General features: G+C 64.8%; 15 protein-coding genes. 7 read left to right on the top strand and 8 right to left on the bottom strand.

The features are described 5' to 3' along the window. From AC50X5_RS06265 to AC50X5_RS06250, 4 genes are all read right to left on the bottom strand, one after another. Entirely contained in the window at positions 1-852 is an 852-nt protein-coding gene (locus AC50X5_RS06265; protein WP_494975266.1) for an Fpg/Nei family DNA glycosylase, read from the bottom strand. Further along, complete coding sequence (locus AC50X5_RS06260; RefSeq protein WP_494975265.1) at positions 845-5,794, bottom strand: ATP-dependent helicase; 4,950 nt, start codon at positions 5,792-5,794, stop codon at positions 845-847. The genes AC50X5_RS06265 and AC50X5_RS06260 overlap by 8 nt, the downstream gene beginning before the upstream one ends. Before the next feature lie 139 nt (positions 5,795-5,933). After that, complete coding sequence (locus AC50X5_RS06255; RefSeq protein WP_494975264.1) at positions 5,934-7,487, bottom strand: FAD-dependent oxidoreductase; 1,554 nt, start codon at positions 7,485-7,487, stop codon at positions 5,934-5,936. Positions 7,488-7,600: 113 nt separating this feature from the next. Beyond that, positions 7,601-7,999 (bottom strand): DUF4232 domain-containing protein, encoded by a 399-nt coding sequence (locus tag AC50X5_RS06250; RefSeq protein WP_494975263.1) that lies wholly within the window; start codon positions 7,997-7,999, stop codon positions 7,601-7,603. Between the two features lie 10 nt (positions 8,000-8,009). Here AC50X5_RS06250 and AC50X5_RS06245 point away from each other — a divergent pair, with 10 nt between their 5' ends. Beyond that, positions 8,010-8,207, top strand: a complete 198-nt coding sequence (locus tag AC50X5_RS06245; RefSeq protein ID WP_494975262.1) for a hypothetical protein — start codon at positions 8,010-8,012, stop codon at positions 8,205-8,207. 136 nt (positions 8,208-8,343) lie between these two features. Here AC50X5_RS06245 and AC50X5_RS06240 read toward each other — a convergent pair whose 3' ends face one another. Beyond that, positions 8,344-9,084, bottom strand: coding sequence for a YcnI family copper-binding membrane protein (locus tag AC50X5_RS06240; protein ID WP_494975261.1), 741 nt, complete (start codon positions 9,082-9,084; stop codon positions 8,344-8,346). 83 nt (positions 9,085-9,167) lie between these two features. Next, positions 9,168-9,836, bottom strand: coding sequence for a hypothetical protein (locus tag AC50X5_RS06235; protein ID WP_494975260.1), 669 nt, complete (start codon positions 9,834-9,836; stop codon positions 9,168-9,170). 148 nt (positions 9,837-9,984) lie between these two features. Here AC50X5_RS06235 and AC50X5_RS06230 point away from each other — a divergent pair, with 148 nt between their 5' ends. Then, positions 9,985-10,359, top strand: a complete 375-nt coding sequence (locus AC50X5_RS06230) for a hypothetical protein (protein WP_494975259.1) — start codon at positions 9,985-9,987, stop codon at positions 10,357-10,359. Positions 10,360-10,518: 159 nt separating this feature from the next. Next, positions 10,519-11,469, top strand: coding sequence for an oxygenase MpaB family protein (locus AC50X5_RS06225; protein ID WP_494975258.1), 951 nt, complete (start codon positions 10,519-10,521; stop codon positions 11,467-11,469). 33 nt (positions 11,470-11,502) lie between these two features. On the opposite strand, the gene AC50X5_RS06220 is transcribed toward AC50X5_RS06225, so the two are convergent. Then, positions 11,503-11,976, bottom strand: a complete 474-nt coding sequence (locus tag AC50X5_RS06220) for a cupin domain-containing protein (RefSeq protein ID WP_494975257.1) — start codon at positions 11,974-11,976, stop codon at positions 11,503-11,505. Positions 11,977-12,130: 154 nt separating this feature from the next. Between AC50X5_RS06220 and AC50X5_RS06215 the strand changes: the two genes are divergently transcribed. From AC50X5_RS06215 to AC50X5_RS06200, 4 genes are all read left to right on the top strand, one after another. Then, entirely contained in the window at positions 12,131-12,907 is a 777-nt protein-coding gene (locus AC50X5_RS06215) for a type 1 glutamine amidotransferase domain-containing protein (RefSeq protein WP_494975256.1), read from the top strand. Positions 12,908-13,127: 220 nt separating this feature from the next. Then, positions 13,128-14,363: an endonuclease/exonuclease/phosphatase family protein gene (locus AC50X5_RS06210; RefSeq protein ID WP_494975255.1), complete on the top strand. Its 1,236-nt coding sequence runs from the start codon at positions 13,128-13,130 to the stop codon at positions 14,361-14,363. A gap of 164 nt (positions 14,364-14,527) precedes the next feature. Beyond that, positions 14,528-15,214: a DUF4190 domain-containing protein gene (locus AC50X5_RS06205; protein ID WP_494975254.1), complete on the top strand. Its 687-nt coding sequence runs from the start codon at positions 14,528-14,530 to the stop codon at positions 15,212-15,214. 529 nt (positions 15,215-15,743) lie between these two features. Continuing rightward, on the top strand, positions 15,744-16,685 hold the full coding sequence (locus tag AC50X5_RS06200) for an LssY C-terminal domain-containing protein (RefSeq protein ID WP_494975253.1): 942 nt from the start codon (positions 15,744-15,746) through the stop codon (positions 16,683-16,685). Here AC50X5_RS06200 and AC50X5_RS06195 read toward each other — a convergent pair. Continuing rightward, the gene (locus AC50X5_RS06195; RefSeq protein ID WP_494975252.1) at positions 16,678-17,067 is read right to left on the bottom strand and encodes a hypothetical protein; all 390 of its coding nucleotides are present in this window, start codon (positions 17,065-17,067) and stop codon (positions 16,678-16,680) included. The genes AC50X5_RS06200 and AC50X5_RS06195 overlap by 8 nt on opposite strands. Between the last annotated feature and the right edge of the window lie 35 nt (positions 17,068-17,102).

The raw sequence follows: 17,102 nt of genomic DNA, 5'->3' as shown, positions 1-17,102 counted from the left end.
TCAAGGACTTTCAGGGGCGGGCTGGCACCGCGGACAAAAATAGATGTCACGCTCCTCCTCGCCGCCTGGCTTTCCCAGGGTGGCATGCCTGATGGGCGTGCGGCAGCGCAGGCACGGCTGGTTCTCGCGGTGGTACACCCAGTACCGTGCAGGCCGCCCGCCCCGTGCCAGCATGGTCCTGTCCCGGTAGGTTCCCGCCTGTGGCAGAACAGTGATGCGCCGCCCAGGCCCGAGGTTTGCTTCCAGGAGCAACTTGGCGTGCGCGAACAACGTCTTCAGGTCAGCAACATCCCGTGCCGGTGTGGCGGGGTGGACACCGGCAAGGAAGCACGCCTCGCAGCGGTAGATGTTGCCTATCCCGGCCAGGTTCCGCTGGTCCAGGATCGCAACCCCGATGGGGACCTCAGGGGCCGCGCGCACCCGTCGTTCGGCTTCCTCGGGATCCCAGTCGGGCCCCAACAGGTCCGGACCCAGATGCCCGACGGCGGAATCCTCCTGATCCGTCCGGACCACTTCCAGCTCCCCCAGGGAGAATCCGACGGCGACGGCAACACTGGTCCGCAGGACGCACCTGGCTGTAAAGCCGGGTTTTCGCCAACGGCCACCCGGCGGGTACACCTGCCAGTTCCCCTCCATCTTCAGGTGGGACCGGATGGTGAGCCGCTTGTCGTCAGGGCTTTTCACCCGCATCAGCAGGTGCTTGCCGCGGGGAATCACTTCTTCTACTGTCCAGCCAGCGAGGTTCAGGGTGGCGAAGCGTGGCACCCGGAAGTCGGAGGCGGTGAGAGTTTGCCCGGCCAGGGCGGCGTGGAGCTCGGCGCAGGCCCGGAATACGGAATCTCCCTCAGGCACGGATCCGCAACCCCTTGGGTGTGGAATAGGCGCCTGCCGCAGCCAGTGCAGAGGCAATCGGGGTGTCCAGAATGCCGTGCCCGTTGACCTTTTCCATGATCAGTTTGTCCACTGCCCCGCGTTTGACCACGTTCGCCAACGCAGCGCCCGCAGCGGTGAGCACCTCCGGCTCTTCAGAGAAAGCGAGCAGCGTCTTGCCGCCACGTTCCACGTAAAGTACCAGGGCGCCGTCGACCATAACCACCAACGCTCCCGCTTTCCGCCCCGGCCGGTGCCCCGTCCCGGCTTCCACGTGCATGGCCGGCCAGGGGAGGGCGGCACCGTAAGGGTTGGCGGGATCAGTGGCTGCCAGTGCCAGTGCGAAGGGCTGGGCCTTGGACATGGCAACGTCCTCCGCGTAGGTGCGCAACCGGTCTACGGTGGCGGGCACGGCGAACTGGGCGGCGCCGAGGTGCTCTATGAAGTAACCGCGGCGGCATCGCCCGGCTTCTTCCAGGCGCGCCAACACCTTGTACATCAGGCCGAAGCCACCAAGGATTTGTTCGGCCATCACGGATCCACGGGTAACCACGCCGTAGCGGTCCAGCAGGAGCTCAGCTGTGGCCCGTGCATGGATGGTGGGGTCCAGTTCGGGCAGCGGCAGCGCTGACCAGCGGCCAACCGCAGTTGGCGGGGTGGGCGCCGCGCCACCAGAACCGTACCGTCCACCGGTCAGTCCCGGCGAACCAAGCAGGCCGGTACCGTGTGAACGGCCCAGCCGGCTGAGCCGGGGAGCCCTGGCGCGGGGCGCCTTGGCGGTTTGCCGGTGTGCGGTGTGTCCGGCGGCGATGAGGGCCCGGACTGGCGCGAAAGTGTCCCCGGTGATGCGTCCGGCCCAGGCGAGGTCCCACAGGGCGGAGTTGACATCGGCGTCGCTCAAGACTGCGTCCATTCCGCCGGCGACTTCCGTGAGCTGGCGGAAAAAATAGCCCCCGCCGTTGTTCTGCAGGTGGTCCAGAATTCTTTGCGCGGCGTCGCCGGGTTCGTATTCGGGCGAGGGATTCAGCGTCAATTCGGCGGATTCGGCCAAGTGCAGGCTGACCCAGCCGTCATTTCCCGGAAGCGCGCCGGCACCCGACCATAAGACCTCGCCGCTGGCCATCAGCTCGTCCAGCATGGCTGGCTGGTAGTTGGATACCCGGCTGGCCAGGATCAGCGGTTCCCACGCCGACGCCGGGACGGGGACGCCGGAAAGCTGGTCTACGGCAGTGAGCACACCATCCAGCCCGCGAAGTGCGGGTTGGCCTCTTTGGCCTTGTTGTCCACGCGTCTGGACGTGCTGCCAGGCCGGCAGGAACCGGCCGTATGCGGCGCCATCAACCGGTTCCACCTCGGCGCGCAGGGCCGCCAGGGAACGTCGCCGCAGCTTGCGCAACACCTCGGCGTCGCACCATTCGCTGGCCGGCGGTGCGGAAGGGGCCGGGGGAGGTAGCTCTGCGGAAGCGTCCCCCGCTTCCGTGGCCGTTGGGTGCGGCCGGAATTCTCCCTCCACGGTTCGGCCCTCGCCTGCCAACCGCTTGAGTGCGGCACTGACGACGGCGGCGCCGAGCCCCAGCCTCGCCGCTGCCTCCGTAGCGGTGAAGGGGCCGTGGGTGCGGGCATAGCGGGAGACGAGGTCACCCAGCGGATCATCCACCGGCTCGATGAAAGCCAGCGGAACGCCCATGGGCAATGGCACCCCAATGGCGTCGCGGAGTCGGGCGGCATCCTCCACAGCAGCGAAGCGTTCCACGCCGCCGATGTTCACCTTGATGGCACGATTGGCGCGCTGCAGCGCAGCCAGGTGGGCGGCTGCGACTTCCGGGGTTTCGGCCGGCTCTACGGCGACTTCCGGGGTTTCGGCAGGCACAACCACCGGGGCGGAGGTCTCGGCCTGTTGCTCAGCTTCCAGTCGCGCGGCCACTTCTTCCACGGTCAGTGGCCCCAGCAGCCGGAGCAGGTCCGCCACGCCTTCCATCCCGCGGGCGCGGCGGCCTGGAGCGAGGCGCTGTAGCTCCGCCTCGGTGGCTTCGATGACCTTAGCGTCCAGCAGTTCGCGCAGCTCCACCCGGCCCAGGAGTTCGTTGAGAAGGGTTGAATCGAGGGCCAAGGCTGCGGCGCGGCGCTCGGCCAGCGGGGAATCGCCTTCGTACAGGAACTGCGCCACATAGCCGAACAGCAGGGATTTGGCGAAAGGCGACGGCTGCTGCGTGGTGGTTTGAAGGATCCGCAGTTCGCGGCGCTCCACGGACGCGGCGATGTCCTTCAATGCGGGGAGGTCGTACACGTCCTGCAGGCATTCACGCACGGTTTCCAGCACGATCGGGAAACTTGGATACTTTCGGGCAACGTCCAGGAGTTGGGCGGACCGTTGGCGCTGCTGCCACAGCGGCTGCCGTTTGCCGGGAGTCTGGCGCGGCAGCAGCAGCGCGCGGGCAGCGCATTCACGGAATCGGGAGGCGAACAACGCGCTGCCGCCCACCTCCGCGGTGACAATCTCCTCGAGTTCGTCAGGCTCGAAGAGGAACAGTTCAGCACCCGGCGGCTCGTCTTCCATCATGGGAACGCGGAGCACAATGCCGTCGTCGGCGGCCATCGCGGAACCGTCCATGCCGTAGCGCTGGTGGAGCCGCTGGCCCACCGCCAGGGCCCACGGCGCGTGGACCGGCATGCCGAACGGGCTGTGCAGGATAACGCGCCAGTCGCCAAGCTCGTCATGGAACCGTTCAACCACCAGGGTGGTGTCGCTGGGCACCACCTCGGTGGCTTCGCGCTGTTCACGCAGGTACTGGATCAGGTTTCCGGCGGCGTAGTCGTCCAGGCCGCTGGCTTTGCAGCGTTCCATGGCGGGCCCGACGTCGGACGCTGACAGTTCGCGGACGAAAGCACCCAGCGCCCGGCCCAGGTCCACGGGCCTGCCCAGTGAATCGCCCTTCCAGAACGGCAGTTTCCCTGGTTGGCCGAAGGCGGGGGAGACCAGCACACGGTCGTGGGTGATGTCCTCGATCTTCCAGCTGGTAGCACCCAGCGCGAAGACGTCTCCCACGCGGGATTCGTACACCATTTCCTCGTCCAGCTCGCCCACGCGGCGGCCGCCCTTTGCCGGGGAGGCTGCGGGTTTTCCGTCGGTCCCGGGATTGGCTGAGCCTTCCTGCTCGGTGCCGATGATGTAAACGCCGAACAGGCCGCGGTCCGGGATGGTGCCGCCGGAAGTGACGGCCAAGCGCTGCGCCCCGGGCCTGCCTTCGATGGTGCCGGCATTGCGGTCCCAGATGATGCGTGGCCGCAGCTCGGCGAATTCGTCCGAGGGGTAGCGGCCGGCCAGCAGGTCAAGGGTGGCCTCGTACGCGGAACGAGGCAGCGAGGCGAACGGCGCAGAGCGGCGCACCGTGGCAAACCATTCCTCGACGTCGATACTTCCCAACGCGGTGGCCGCTACGGTCTGTTGGGCCAGGATGTCCAGCGGATTTGCCGGGATGGCGAGCCGTTCGATCTTGCCGTCCAGCATTCGTTCCACGGTGATGGCGGTGTGAACCAGGTCCGCGCGGTGCTTGGGGAACAACACGCCTTGGGAGACCTCGCCCACCTGATGCCCGGCTCGGCCCACGCGCTGGAGCCCGCTGGCCACCGAGGGCGGCGATTCCACCTGCACCACCAGATCCACCGCACCCATGTCGATGCCCAGCTCCAGTGATGAGGTGGCCACCACGCAGCGCAGCCGGCCGGACTTGAGGTCGTCCTCGATCATGGCCCGCTGGTCTTTGGAAACGGAGCCATGGTGCGCCCGGGCCAGCACCGGATCGGCGCCCGTGGTGCTGCCGGCCTGGGCCATCATGTGGGCAGGCGTGGCGGTGGAAACGGGGGAAGGCGAATCGGCAGCACCGGAGTCAGCCGGAAGATCCCAGCCACCGCCACCCGCGGCCACCAGCTGGCGTTCCGCGTAGATCTCGTTGAGCCGTGCCGTGAGCCGCTCTGCCAGGCGGCGGGAATTGGCGAACACGATGGTGGACTGGTTGTCCAGCACCAGGTCCACGATCTTCTCCTCCACATGAGGCCAAATAGACGCTTGTGGCTGCAATCCCGACGCCGGGCCTGAATCGAAGGCGCCCGCAGCGCCCTGCAGATCTGACATGTCCTCCACAGGCACAGAGACAGTGAGGTCCCAGGTTTTGCGCGACGGCGGTGCCACGATTTCCACCGGTGCGCTGCCCGCCAGGAACTGGGCCACCAGTTCGCGCGGCTCCACGGTGGCGGACAGGCCGATGCGCTGAGCGGGCTTGGGGAGCAGGGCATCCAGACGCTCCAGCGAGACTGCCAGGTGGGCGCCGCGTTTGGTGCCGGCGACTGCGTGGACCTCGTCCACAATGACTGTATCCACCTCGCTGAGCGTTTCGCGTGCCCGGGACGTCAGCATCAGGAACAGCGACTCGGGGGTGGTGATCAGGATGTCCGGCGGGTTGGTCAACAGTGCCCGCCGGTCCGACGCGGGGGTGTCGCCGGAGCGTACACCCACCGTGATCAGCGGTGCCGGCAGGTCCAATCGCTTTGCGGTCTGCGTGATGCCGATCAGCGGGGCACGCAGGTTCCTTTCGACGTCGACACCCAGGGCCTTGAGTGGTGAGATGTAGAGGACGCGGGTCTTACGCTTTGGCGCGCGGATCCGGCCGCGAGGCTTGGCTTCCGCGGTGCCGGGAAGTTCCGGCGGCGGAGCAGGCGCCGAGACCAGGAGCCGGTCAAGGGCCCAGAGGAACGCGGCCAGGGTCTTACCGGAGCCGGTAGGCGCCACCACCAGGGCGTGCTGGCCGGAAGAGATAGCGTTCCAGGCACCCTCCTGTGCAGGCGTGGGAACGCTGAAGGCGCCCAGGAACCAGTCACGGGTGGGCCGGCTGAACCGATCCATTCCTAGAAGCTCCTGACCCTGCATTTCTCCATCATGCCTCAACGCACTGACAGTTTGCCGTGCTGGGCAACGGTGGGCCTCGCAATCCGTCCTTCACGCAAGTTCGCTGCCGCCGAGCGCCGTGTCCTCGGTGAGCAGGTCATCCTGAAGGGGGCGTGCCACCTCACCCTTTGCCCGAATCCGGCGCCTGCGCCAGCGGAGTCGTGGCTGGCCCTTCCAGGTTCTCGCCTTCCGGTGTGAAGCGCGAGCCATGCAGCGGGCAGTCCCAGGTCTTCTCCGAGTCGTTCCAGTGCAGGATGCCGCCCAGGTGCGTGCACCTCGCGCTGACGGCGCAGGTTTTACCGTTGACCGTGGAGGTTGCCACCGGGCGCATGCCGGAACGGGTGACGACGCCGGTGCCCTCCTCAGGTGCCCCGTCCGGCGTCGGACGTTTCAGGAGCTTTGCCCAGTCCTTGGCGAGCGTCGCTCCGACTTCCGCATTGTGCCCCACGGCGGATGCCGCCGCCGACGGGGCGGTGATCCGGCGGTGGATAGTGTCTGCCCACGGGATCTGGCCGCCGAGGATGTTTGCGGAGATTCCTATCGAGGCGCCCACCGCGTTGGTCATCCCCCACTTGTTGTAGGCGGTGGCGAAGTAGATGTCTCCCCGGCCGCGGGGGAGCCTGCCGAAGAACGGCATCAGGTTGACGGCCTGGTAGTCCTGGGCGGACCACGTGTGGGTGGGGCGTGCTCCGGGGAAGTGCGTCTCAGCCCAGTTCAGCAGATCATCCAGGTGCGCCTGCTCGGAATCGGCCTTGCCCACAGGGTGCCCACTGCCGCCCACCAGCAGCAGCGGCTTTCCACTTCCCGCACCACTGCCCTCGCCGCTGACGGCGTCCGAGGCGACAATCCCGTCCGCCGGGTAATCGCGCAAGGACCGGGTGGGCTGTTCGACGGAGAGGTACATGCCCTCCGGCGCCTGCATTGTTCCCGGCATCTCCAGGGCCGCCGCGTAGGAGCGGTGCGGCTTGAGTTTGGCGAAGTACAGGCCCCGGTCCAGGATGGGCGTGCCGGTTGCGAGGACTACGCTCGTGGCCCGGACTGCGCCGCGGTTTGTTTCCACTGTTGCCGGCCCTGAGCCCTTGACTCCTGTGACTCTGACGTTGCTCACGATTGTTCCGCCGTGGGCCTTCACGTCCTTCAGAAGGGTCTCGATGACGTCCAGCGGATTGATCTGGGCCTGCTCCGGCAGTGCGATCGCACCTGTGATGTTGAACGGCAGTCCGGCAGTCCGGACGTAATCGACGTTCAGGCCAGCTGACGTGGCGGCAGCAAGCTCCAACCGCAGCTTCTCTGCGCCTTCAGGGGTGGTGGCGTAGGTGTAGCCCGTGCGGCGCTGGTACGGCAGGTTGTTGGAATCAAGGTAGCGGAGCAGCCAGCTTTGGCCTTCGCGGTTCATCTCCACGTAAGCATTCACCACCTTCGGCGAGTACTGGCGGCTCAGTTGTGAAAGCACGGTGCCCTGAAGCAATGTCACTTTGGCGGTGGTGTTGCCGGTGGTCACGGCTGCGGGCTGCCGGGCTTCCAGGACCAGCACGTTCTGGCCGGAGCGGGCCAGCAGCAAGGCCGTCACCAGGCCGGTAAGTCCGGCGCCGGCTACAACGGTGTCGTACGTGTTCCCTGGGACAAACGCATCACTGGAAAATTCGGTCTTCCGGTCAAGCCACAGTGAGGTCATGGTGCAGTCCGTTCCGGGTCAGTGCCCTTGTCCACTAATACCCATCGATTCAACAGCAGATTTAGTAAGTCTACTTATGAAGCGATGGGTAGCAAGGGAGGAACAAGGAACAGCTAGCCCACCGGTTGGAAAGATTCGATGGTCAGCAGGTCGATTTCGGTGTTGCTGCAAGCCTGTGTGGGCTGCGGAATGAACAGTGAGCCAAAGTCCTCCGGCGGGTAGATCCGGTAGCCTGCCGCACCAGTCATAGTGCAGTCCGGGTAGTTGCCGGCTTGCACGTACCTCAGCACCGCGCCGCCCGATTCACCCGGAGCCAGCAGCAGCTCCACCGGCGCCTTGGATTCTTCCCGCGCAGCCGGCGCGCCGATGGGTTCGCCTTCCGGTCCGGCGGTCAGGGACACGCCCGGATAGCCCATCAGCATGCAGGGCTCCGCTCCGCTGTTGGTGAGGACCAGGGTCATGTAGACGCTGCCCGCCGCGCCGCCGCCGCTGGCGTCGGTGGACCCGGTCAAGGTATCAGTGTTGCACCTCTTCACACCGGGGGTGGAAGGCGGGGCTGGCAGTGCGCTCGGCGAAGTGCTGGGGCTGGAAGGGGAGATCGACGACGTTGGGCCGGCCGACGTCGTCGGCGTTTCCTGCGTCTGTGGCGGGCTGGCCTGGCCACAGCCGGCCAGGAGAAGAGCGCCTGCCGCGGCCGCCGTCGTCAGGAGAATACCGTAGGTGAATCGCTGAGACCTCATCGCTCCACCCTCTCGGTACGGCAGCGGCGAGTCAACGGCGGCGCGGCTGCGGGGAGGTTTTGATGCCCGGATCGTAATGCTCCGGGCATCAAATCCTTGTTTCCCCAGCTCAGGTATCAGTTGCCGGCTGTTGTGCCTTGCTTGGGGGAGCGTCCGCTGCGGGCCAGCGCCACGCCGCCCAGGGCCAGGCCGCCGAGTCCCGCCACCAGCCCTCCCCAGCTGCGGGCGTTCGCTCCGGCGTCCTCAGTGGTGCTTGCCGGGGCAGGCTCTGCTTTTTGATCAGAACCGTGCCCATCGGTTCCCTCGGCTGCTGCCTCTGTGACGGTCAGTGATGGTGCCGGAGCCTCGAGGTCGTGCGGATCCTGGCCCTCCGCAGGGATCTCCGCCCAATCCGTCTGGCCGGTCTCACAGGTCTGGAGGGTAGGGAAGTAAAGCGTGGTGCCGGCAACATCGGGGAGCTTGGCGGAGAGAGCCAAGGTGTCCCGCAGACCGTCGGCCACGGGTTCCTTGGCTGTGTAGACGATCTGGCTGGTGCGTTTGGTGATGCTGCTGCCGTCTGCGAGGGTGCGGGGTTCGGCCAGTGTTTCGGTGACCTTTTCCACTGTCCAGTTCGGGTTCACGGTGGGCGTCGCGGCGTTGAGCTCCTGTGGCAGCGTGATGGTGATCTTGCTGGTGGCGGCACCCTCGCAACCATGTGAGAAGGCGAAGTTGAGGACTGCATAGCCGTTGGCGGCAGTTTTGTCCGGAGTGACGGTTACGTGGGCAGCTGCCGGGCCGATGCCCGTGAGCAGGAGGGCGGCTGTGCCGCCGGCTACGGCGGTAGCGGAGATGGCGCGACGAATGGTGGAGCTGTTCATGGTGTGCCTTTCGCACACGCCGGAATAGTCACGGCGTGTGGCAAATAATGGCCCCGTTGCGGAGCAGGATTTTTTGTTTGAGGTCAGGAAAATACGACGACGGAAGGCGGGCCGCGTCGGCTGTCTTGCCTCAGGTTCCGCCAGGGGCGGTGGGGGGAGGACGCCGGCGGGCTGGCTGCCGCTGGTGAGTGACCGGCGTCGAAAGTTATAGCTTCAGGGAGGTTGACCAACGGACGCAACCACGCGTCCAGAGCCCAGAAGGCGGCCTCACCGCGGGACAGGAGCGCGGCGCAGGCCAGTGTTGCCGCGGTGTGCGCCAGGAACATGCCGATGCCGGCGGAGCTGTGGTCCTGTTCCGCCGTGGTTTGCCCCGCAGCGGCGAGGGCGGCCACCACTTCACCGTGCTCCTGGCTGCCGTGTCCGGCGTGGCTGCCCTGTAGTTTCTGGCTGGCAACGGGGGCGGCGCTCAGTGCAGTCAGGGCCTCGTGGAGGAGCAGTTGCCCCGTGCCCAGCACAGCAAGCATTGCGGGGGCGTTTAATTTGAAGCGGGTGGCGGTGGTGGCTGCCAGGCCCGTAAGCGTCACGATCGCCAACAGGATGGGCAGGGCCGGAAGGCCGCCGCCACCGATCACGTGCGCACCGGCAGCCAGTCCGACGACGGCACTCGCCACCATGCCCGCGCGCACCGCGTGGAAGGGGACCTCGCGGCTGAGCGCCGGGTGCGATGGAACCGTGGCACTGCTGTGGTGCACGGGTTCCTCCTGGTTGCTGGGCCGGCGGTCGCTCTAGATTCTACTGGGCTCCTTGCCGCAAAAGTTACTCGATTTGGTCCTGTACCGGGCAGTGCGGACGGAACTAGACTGCTGGCATCAGCCGCCGCCATTGCCTCAGGAGGGCATCATGACTTATGCAGGGACCGGCAATGAAAAGGCAACGTCAGTGGGCACACTCAACCGAACCCATGTAGGCCAGACCGTCAGTTTCGAGACCGACGACGAAGTCCAGGTGTTTGGAAGGATCGCGGCCATCGCCCGCCGTGGCGGGACAACCACCATCGCGCTGGAGGGCGCCACGGACCATGGCGACCTGAAGTCCGCTTACACCCTTTCCACCAGCCAGACCATCTACCTTCAGCCGGACGTGTTGACCAACACCGAGTCCACCATCAAGGACCTGTTCGGCAAGGTCCAGGAAAACCTGCGCGGGAGCAAAGGAGATCAGCGTGGCAGCGGCGGGACCGGCACGAGGATGGGGTCCGGCACCGATCCGATGTAGCGCTGCACCGGCGCCGCCGGGACGGCAAAATTGCCCCACTTTGGGTCGTCCCCGTTGTGCAAACGCGCGGATTGGCAGGAGAGCGGCAGCGGTAAGGCCGGCAAGGTGGTGCAAACAAGGTCATCCCAAACCGCACCAGTCCCACGGAAAGGATGCGGGATGTTCAACTTCCTCACGAAGTGGCGGGGCGAACTCAAACGGACCTTTACGGGCTCGCCGGACGCCGTTCCGGAGTGGGTGAGCAGGCTCGCTGAGGGAGATGACGCCGGCTATCACCTGCCTGGTTCGGCCGTCTGGGCAGTGCACGGGGGAATGCCGACGATCGTAGCCGGAATACGGGCGCTTCTGATGCAGGCGTTGCATCCAGGAGCGCTCGCCGGGGTGCATGACCACTCGCGTTTCCGCGAAGACCCTCTGGGCAGGCTGGCCGGCACCATCCGGTGGGTGTTCACCGTGACCTACGGTTCCACAGAGGCCGCCCGTGAAGCCTCTGACTGGGTCCTCCGGCTGCATGAACGCGTGCGCGGAACATATGTGGATGGCGCGGGCCGTCTCCAAAGCTATTCGGCGAACGATCCCGAGCTCCTCCGCTGGGTGCACATAGCTTTCATGGACGCCTTCCTCGCCGCGCACAAGCTGTGGGGCGGCCCCATACCCGGAGGGCCGGATGCCTACGTGCGCGAATGGGCGCAGGCGGGGCTGTTGATGGGAGTGCCCACGCCCCCGCTCACCGAGGAGGAGATGCGCCGGCAGCTTGACCGCTGGTACGACGACGGCGAGCTGGTCTCTGACGAGCGGGTTGCGGAAACCGTCGCTTTCATCAAGGATCCGCCAATCCACGCAGCTTTGAAACCCGGGTACCGTGTGTTGTTCGCAGCCGCCGTGACCAGCCTGGAGCCGAAGTACCGGGAGATGCTGGGCCTGAAAACGGCCCGGCTCGGTCCCATCCCACTTCCCGTGAAATTGGCGACGAGGGTAACGCTAAGCCTGGTACACCTCGCCTTGGGGCGCGTTGCTCCGAGCCAGCAGGCTGCCTTGAAACGGCTGCGCCGGTTGGCGGCCGGTACGCAGCGGACGCCTGAGGGCCCCGGGACTTCCGAAAGCTCCTAGGGCACCCGGCGGACGTCCTCGTGATGCGGCTACTCAGGCGCTCTCTTCGCCCTTGTCGTCAACTTCCTCGACCCATTCCGGCGGCTCGTCAAGGCCCTTCTCCTCGTCCTTGTCAGCATCCTCTGGTGTTTCCTGAACAATGCCCTGGGCGTGATGGGTGGGCGCGTAAATTGTGTAGAGGCGGAGTGCTTCGTCCCCGGTGTTCTCGACGTCGTGCCAGGTGCCGGCCGGCACCTGGATGCTCCAACCGTCCCCGACGTCTTTCTGGTACGAGAGATCGTCCTTTGAAGGCCCCATCTTCACGCGGCCCTTCCCGGCATCGATGCGCAGGAACTGGTCGGTCCCGTGATGCACTTCAAGACCAATCGCACCGCCGGGTTCGATGGACATGAGCGTCACCTGCAGGTGCTTGCCCGTCCAGGCCACGCGGCGGTAGGCGGCATTTTCCGTCGTGGCGCTTTCGATGTTGAAGGCATTCGGCTGTGGTCCGTTATCGGTGATATCCATGCTCGCATTCTGTACCATTCCCAATAGTTCGCCAAGGCAGGGAACAGCTGATTGCTGTTGCCCGCTCTTTGCCAACCCGGCCAGCAGCCAGCTTGGGGGGACGTGGGCCTGTGGTGACGGGCGTAGGGTGGAAGCTGGACGAAAGGAGCACTTCATGAAGAAAATCCTCATGGTACTGACCAGCGTTTCCGAGATTGGCAACACGGGAGAGAAGACCGGCTACAACGTGGCCGAGGCTGCACATCCCTGGAAGGTCTTCAAGGATTCTGGGCATTTCGTCGACTTCGCTTCCATTAAGGGCGGCCAGCCGCCGCGCGATGAAGTGGACTCATCAGACCCCATCCAGGTGGCCTTCACGGAGGACGAGACTACCCGCGCCGGCCTCTTCAACACAGCCAGGGTCGACGTCGTAGATCCCGACCAGTATGACGCCGTCTACCTCGTCGGCGGACACGGCACCATGTGGGACTTCCCGGACAGCGAAGGCCTGCAGAACCTGGTAGCCAGTGTGTACAACGCCGGCGGCCTGGTGGGCGCGGTCTGCCATGGCCCGGCCGGCCTGATAAACGTGGAACTGGACAACGGGTTCCGCCTCGTTGAGGGCCGAAAGGTGGCGGCCTTCACCAACGACGAGGAAGTTGCAGCAGGGAAGGACAAGGTCATCCCGTTCTTCCTGGCAGACCGACTTGAGGAACAGGGCGCCACCCACGTCTCCGCCGATGTCTTTGAGGAGAAGGTGGTAGTTGACGAACGGCTGGTGACCGGCCAGAACCCGGCTTCAGCCGCAGGGGTCGCCAAGGAAATGGAAAAACTCTTCGCGGAGGTTATCCACCAGGAAAAAGCGGAAGAACAGCACGACACAGAGGTTCTGCGCGCCGAGAAGGACGCCGAGAAGAGCGCCAAGAAGGCGGCCGCAGAAGCGGAGCACTAACCCCACCGAGCGGAATTTGACGGCTACCCCGACGACGGGGTGGCCGTCTTTTTTTGCACAACACCGAGTGATGGTGAGCCGCCCGGATTGCCTTGCGCACGGCCAGGACCTTGAACTTGCAACGACATCCGTTTGCCTGTGGTACTTCTCCCGGTCACGTAGGAAGCATAGGTTGAACGCACCGTCCTTCGTCCCGCCATTTCCGCCGCCAAGGAGTTCCATGTCCACGAACCGCCCACTCACCGCCGCCGTCACCGCTGTCATTCTCGGCGGCCTTACCGTCGGATTCGGCGGAGCCCCCGCAGCCGCAGAGCCCAAGAAAAATCACGCGGTCGACCTGCGGGTCGCGACCTACAATCTGTCGCTCAACCGGGCAAGCGCCGGCGAACTTGAGGCGGATCTCAGCACCCCGGATGACCCGCAGGCGCGTACCGTTGCCGAGGTCATTCAGCGGGCGGAGCCGGACGTCATCCTGCTGAACGAGTTCGACTACGTGCCCGGAATACGTGCGGCCGATGTGTTCCGCGACAACTACCTCGCCGTCGGTCAGGGCGGGGCAGACCCCGTCGATTACCCCTACGCCTACGTAGCGCCGTCGAACACCGGAATTCCCAGCGGATTTGACCTGAACAACGACGGGCGCATAGCTGGAGGCGACGACGCCTTTGGTTTCGGTGCATTCGAGGGTCAATACGGCATGGCGATTCTGTCGAAGTATCCGATCGTGACAGAGCAAGTGCGGACGTTTCAGAACTTCCTCTGGAAAGACATGCCGGATGCGCTTTTGCCTGACAACCCGGCGACGCCCGAACCGGCGGACTGGTTCTCCCCGGAGGAGCTCGATGTTGTGCGTCTATCCAGCAAGTCGCACTGGGATGTTCCGGTGAAGGTCGGTCGCGAAACAGTGCACGTACTCGCCTCCCACCCAACACCGCCAACTTTTGACGGCCCCGAGGACCGGAACGGCCGCCGGAACCACGACGAGATCCGGTTCTGGGCTGACTACGTTACCCCGGGCAAGTCGACGTACATTGTTGACGACGAAGGTATGAAGCGTGGGCTCAAGCCGAGCGAACCGTTCGTCATCGTGGGCGACCAGAATGCCGACCCGTTTGACGGTGACTCTGTTGACGCCGCGATCAATCAGCTCCTTGATTCGAGGCGAGTCCTCGACCCACTGCCGGCGTCCGATGGCGGCCGGGAAGCAGCCGCTTTGCAGGGCGGCGCCAATGCCACGCATGAAAGCGCCCCCCGCTATGACACCGCCGACTTCGCCGACACTGCGCCTGGCAACCTGCGGGCTGACTACGTGCTGCCCTCACGCGGGTCCAAGGTGCTCGACGCCGGGGTGTTCTGGCCGGCCCGGGCTGACCCTCTTTCGCGGCTGACCGGTGTTTATCCGTTTCCCAGCAGCGACCACCGTCTCGTCTGGGTGGACTTGCAGGTCCGCGGCTGAGCTCACTGAACCTGATCTCGTTGGTCTCTTCCTGACTGGTGGCACTACCAGCGCGGTCCGAAATTCCGACTCTTAGCGTACTTACTCCATACGTTAGGCTAAAGGCGAAGAAGCTCTATCTGCTATTCCTCGCACCCAAAAATGAAAATGAGACTTTGAACTCCATGAGCAATAACATTCCGCCCGTTGACGTGCCCGCTGTCCCGCCGGAAAGCTACCCCCAGGGGAACGCTTACCAGGGAGCGCCGCAGCTGCAGCCCGAGCCGAGATACAACGTCCTGGCGATCATCTCGCTAGTGAGCGCTTTCTTCATCTCCCTGGCTGCGATCATCACCGGGCACATCGCCTTGTCGCAGATTAAAAGGACAGGTGAGAAAGGCCGTGGCCTCGCCTTGGCCGGCGTGATTCTGGGTTATGTCGGAATCGTGGCGGGTGCCGTGGTGATCGTCGTTATGATCATGGTCGGCATCTCCGCTGGCCAGGCAGCAATCGATGTCGCAGAGCAGCAGGAGGCCATCGCACAGCAGGAAGCCCCCGTGAACACCGGCGAGCTGCCCACTGATTCCGGCCAGGCTGCTGGTGCGGTATCGCCGGAATTTTGTGCAGTGCTGACGGAGGGCATCACGAACATCGCAGCCGCCAATGAGGAAGACAGGGATGCTGCGTCCTCGGCGGCGTTCAAGGCACTCGCCTCTGCTCCCGGCCCAAACCAGGCCGCTTACTCAGATTTCTATGAGTACATGCTGGCCCATGGTCACGAGACCGGTGCTTTGCCCGAGGAGGTCATGGCAATGGAGACCGTAGTCGGAAATGACATCGCGGCCTGCCAGACCCTGGTTGCTGCTGGATAGTAGGCCTGCTTGTCTGAATACCCTGTGTGCTCCGAAAGGAGTGCACAGGGTGTTTTTGTGGGTAGGGCTGGTCGTGGCCGGCAAAAGAGGAGCTCAATCAGGTCCCAAGTAGCGGGGCCGGGGAGAATCACCCAAGAAGCGCCGGGCGCCTCTCGCGGGTGTCATTGGTGCCGGTGTAGATTCCAAGACTGAAGTGACATTCGACTGAAGTGACATTCGAAGGAGGGGAACCTGGCCATGGAGCCATCTGGTGCACTGATCTTTGGACTCATCCTCGTGGTGACGGTGCTTATTATCCTCGCGGTGGTAAGGAGTGCCAGGAAGTCTGACCATAGGAAAAGCTCAACCCAAGGACACGACGACGGCGGCGGGTCTGCTGCTGTCGTAGGGGGAGCAGCTCTCATGGGCAGCAACGATGGCCCCGGTGCTGACACTGGTGCTGCTGGCGGCAGTGATGGAGGCGGCGGCGGTGGAGGCGACTGAGTGGCTTCCCGGATCGCAGGGGAGTATGAGGATCTCCTGAGTTGTGATGACTGAGGGGGAGAAGCCAGCCGCTCCGCTTGAGCCGGACCACTCACCTTCCAGCAGCCCGGTTGAACGCAGGCAAAGCAGATGGGCTACTGTCCTGGCAGTCCTGCAGCGGCTGCTGTACCTGGTGGTGACGGCGGCAGTGGGCTGGGCTGTTTACTATTTCCTGCTTGCCCGGCTTGCGCGAGGCCCGGAGCAGGCGTGGGTGTTCCTGCCGGTGTGGTTGATCCTGGCCTACGCCCTGCTGCCGCGCGTCCATAAGATCCTCAGCAGTCTGTACATTCCGGACTATTTCATAGGACGGACCAGGACCGGCGACGGCGTGCTCGGCGACCCCGTGAACCTGGCGGTTGTGGGACCGGAGAGGGAACTGCGGCAGGCCATGCGGACCGCCGGGTGGGTGGAAGCTGATCCCATCACTCCGGCTACGGCCTGGCGGACCTTGACCTCCACAGTGATGGGCCGCAGCTACCCGCAGGCGCCGGTCAGCTCTCTCTATGTTTTCGGCAACAAACAAGACCTCGCCTTCCAGCGCGAGATTGACGGGAACCCCCGCAAACGGCACCACGTACGGTTTTGGAAGTGCCCGGCTGGGTGGTTGCTGCCAGGGGGTCTGGCCGTGGATTGGGTAGGGGCGGGTACCTACGATCGAAGCGTAGGACTATCCCTCTTCACCTTTCAGATCACCCACAAGATTGCCGACCGCACTGATGAGGAACGCGACTTCATTATCGGGACGCTCCGCTCGGCCAACGCTGTTGAAGGGGTGCACACAATTCTCAACTACTCCAGTGGCTACCATCACCGCAATGGCGGCGGAGACGCCATCCGCACTGATGGACACCTGCCGATCATTGACCTGCATCCGCCGGAGCGACTGCGCCCGCCTGAGGAACTGCAAAAAGAGCGCGAGACCGAGCAGGGCCAATCAGGACTCAGTTAAGCTGTCCTTCAAGCAACCGGGCCAGCTCCAAGCTCTTGGCTTCCGGTGCACCGTCGCTGCGAGGATTCATGAGAGAGTCCACTTCGTCCCAACGTCGCAGCTGGCCGACTATGAAGTGCCACGTGGCGGCCGGCAGTTCGAAACTCAAATGTTCGTCCAGGGGCGGCCAACCTCCCCACCCCTGTTCAGCCTTAGGGTGATGGCCGGCTGCTGACCAGCCTGCCTTCCGAACGGTGCGGCCCTGCTCCGCGGTGAACACATCACCGTTCTGGTCTGCGATGGCCACCGTGTTGTCCATGGTTGCGTCGATGAGCAACCAGTCTTGAACGGGCAAGATCATCTCGGAAGGGTTCGCCGGATGGTTGCCTGCTTTTGAAGTCAAGGAATTGTCCTCTCGGATGGGCCCTGCACATGGCT

This window comes from Pseudarthrobacter sp. MDT1-40-2 (assembly GCF_059383595.1).
This window is presented reverse-complemented; position numbering and strand designations above follow the sequence as displayed.

Bases quoted from the DNA above. Each gene is read 5' to 3' on its own strand.
- AC50X5_RS06260 (WP_494975265.1), bottom strand. From the start codon at position 5,794: ATGCAGGGTCAGGAGCTTCTAGGAATGGATCGGTTCAGCCGGCCCACC.
- AC50X5_RS06255 (WP_494975264.1), bottom strand. From the start codon at position 7,487: ATGACCTCACTGTGGCTTGACCGGAAGACCGAATTTTCCAGTGATGCG.
- AC50X5_RS06240 (WP_494975261.1), bottom strand. From the start codon at position 9,084: ATGAACAGCTCCACCATTCGTCGCGCCATCTCCGCTACCGCCGTAGCC.
- AC50X5_RS06230 (WP_494975259.1), top strand. From the start codon at position 9,985: ATGACTTATGCAGGGACCGGCAATGAAAAGGCAACGTCAGTGGGCACA.
- AC50X5_RS06225 (WP_494975258.1), top strand. From the start codon at position 10,519: ATGTTCAACTTCCTCACGAAGTGGCGGGGCGAACTCAAACGGACCTTT.
- AC50X5_RS06220 (WP_494975257.1), bottom strand. From the start codon at position 11,976: ATGGATATCACCGATAACGGACCACAGCCGAATGCCTTCAACATCGAA.
- AC50X5_RS06215 (WP_494975256.1), top strand. From the start codon at position 12,131: ATGAAGAAAATCCTCATGGTACTGACCAGCGTTTCCGAGATTGGCAAC.
- AC50X5_RS06210 (WP_494975255.1), top strand. From the start codon at position 13,128: ATGTCCACGAACCGCCCACTCACCGCCGCCGTCACCGCTGTCATTCTC.
- AC50X5_RS06205 (WP_494975254.1), top strand. From the start codon at position 14,528: ATGAGCAATAACATTCCGCCCGTTGACGTGCCCGCTGTCCCGCCGGAA.
- AC50X5_RS06200 (WP_494975253.1), top strand. From the start codon at position 15,744: ATGACTGAGGGGGAGAAGCCAGCCGCTCCGCTTGAGCCGGACCACTCA.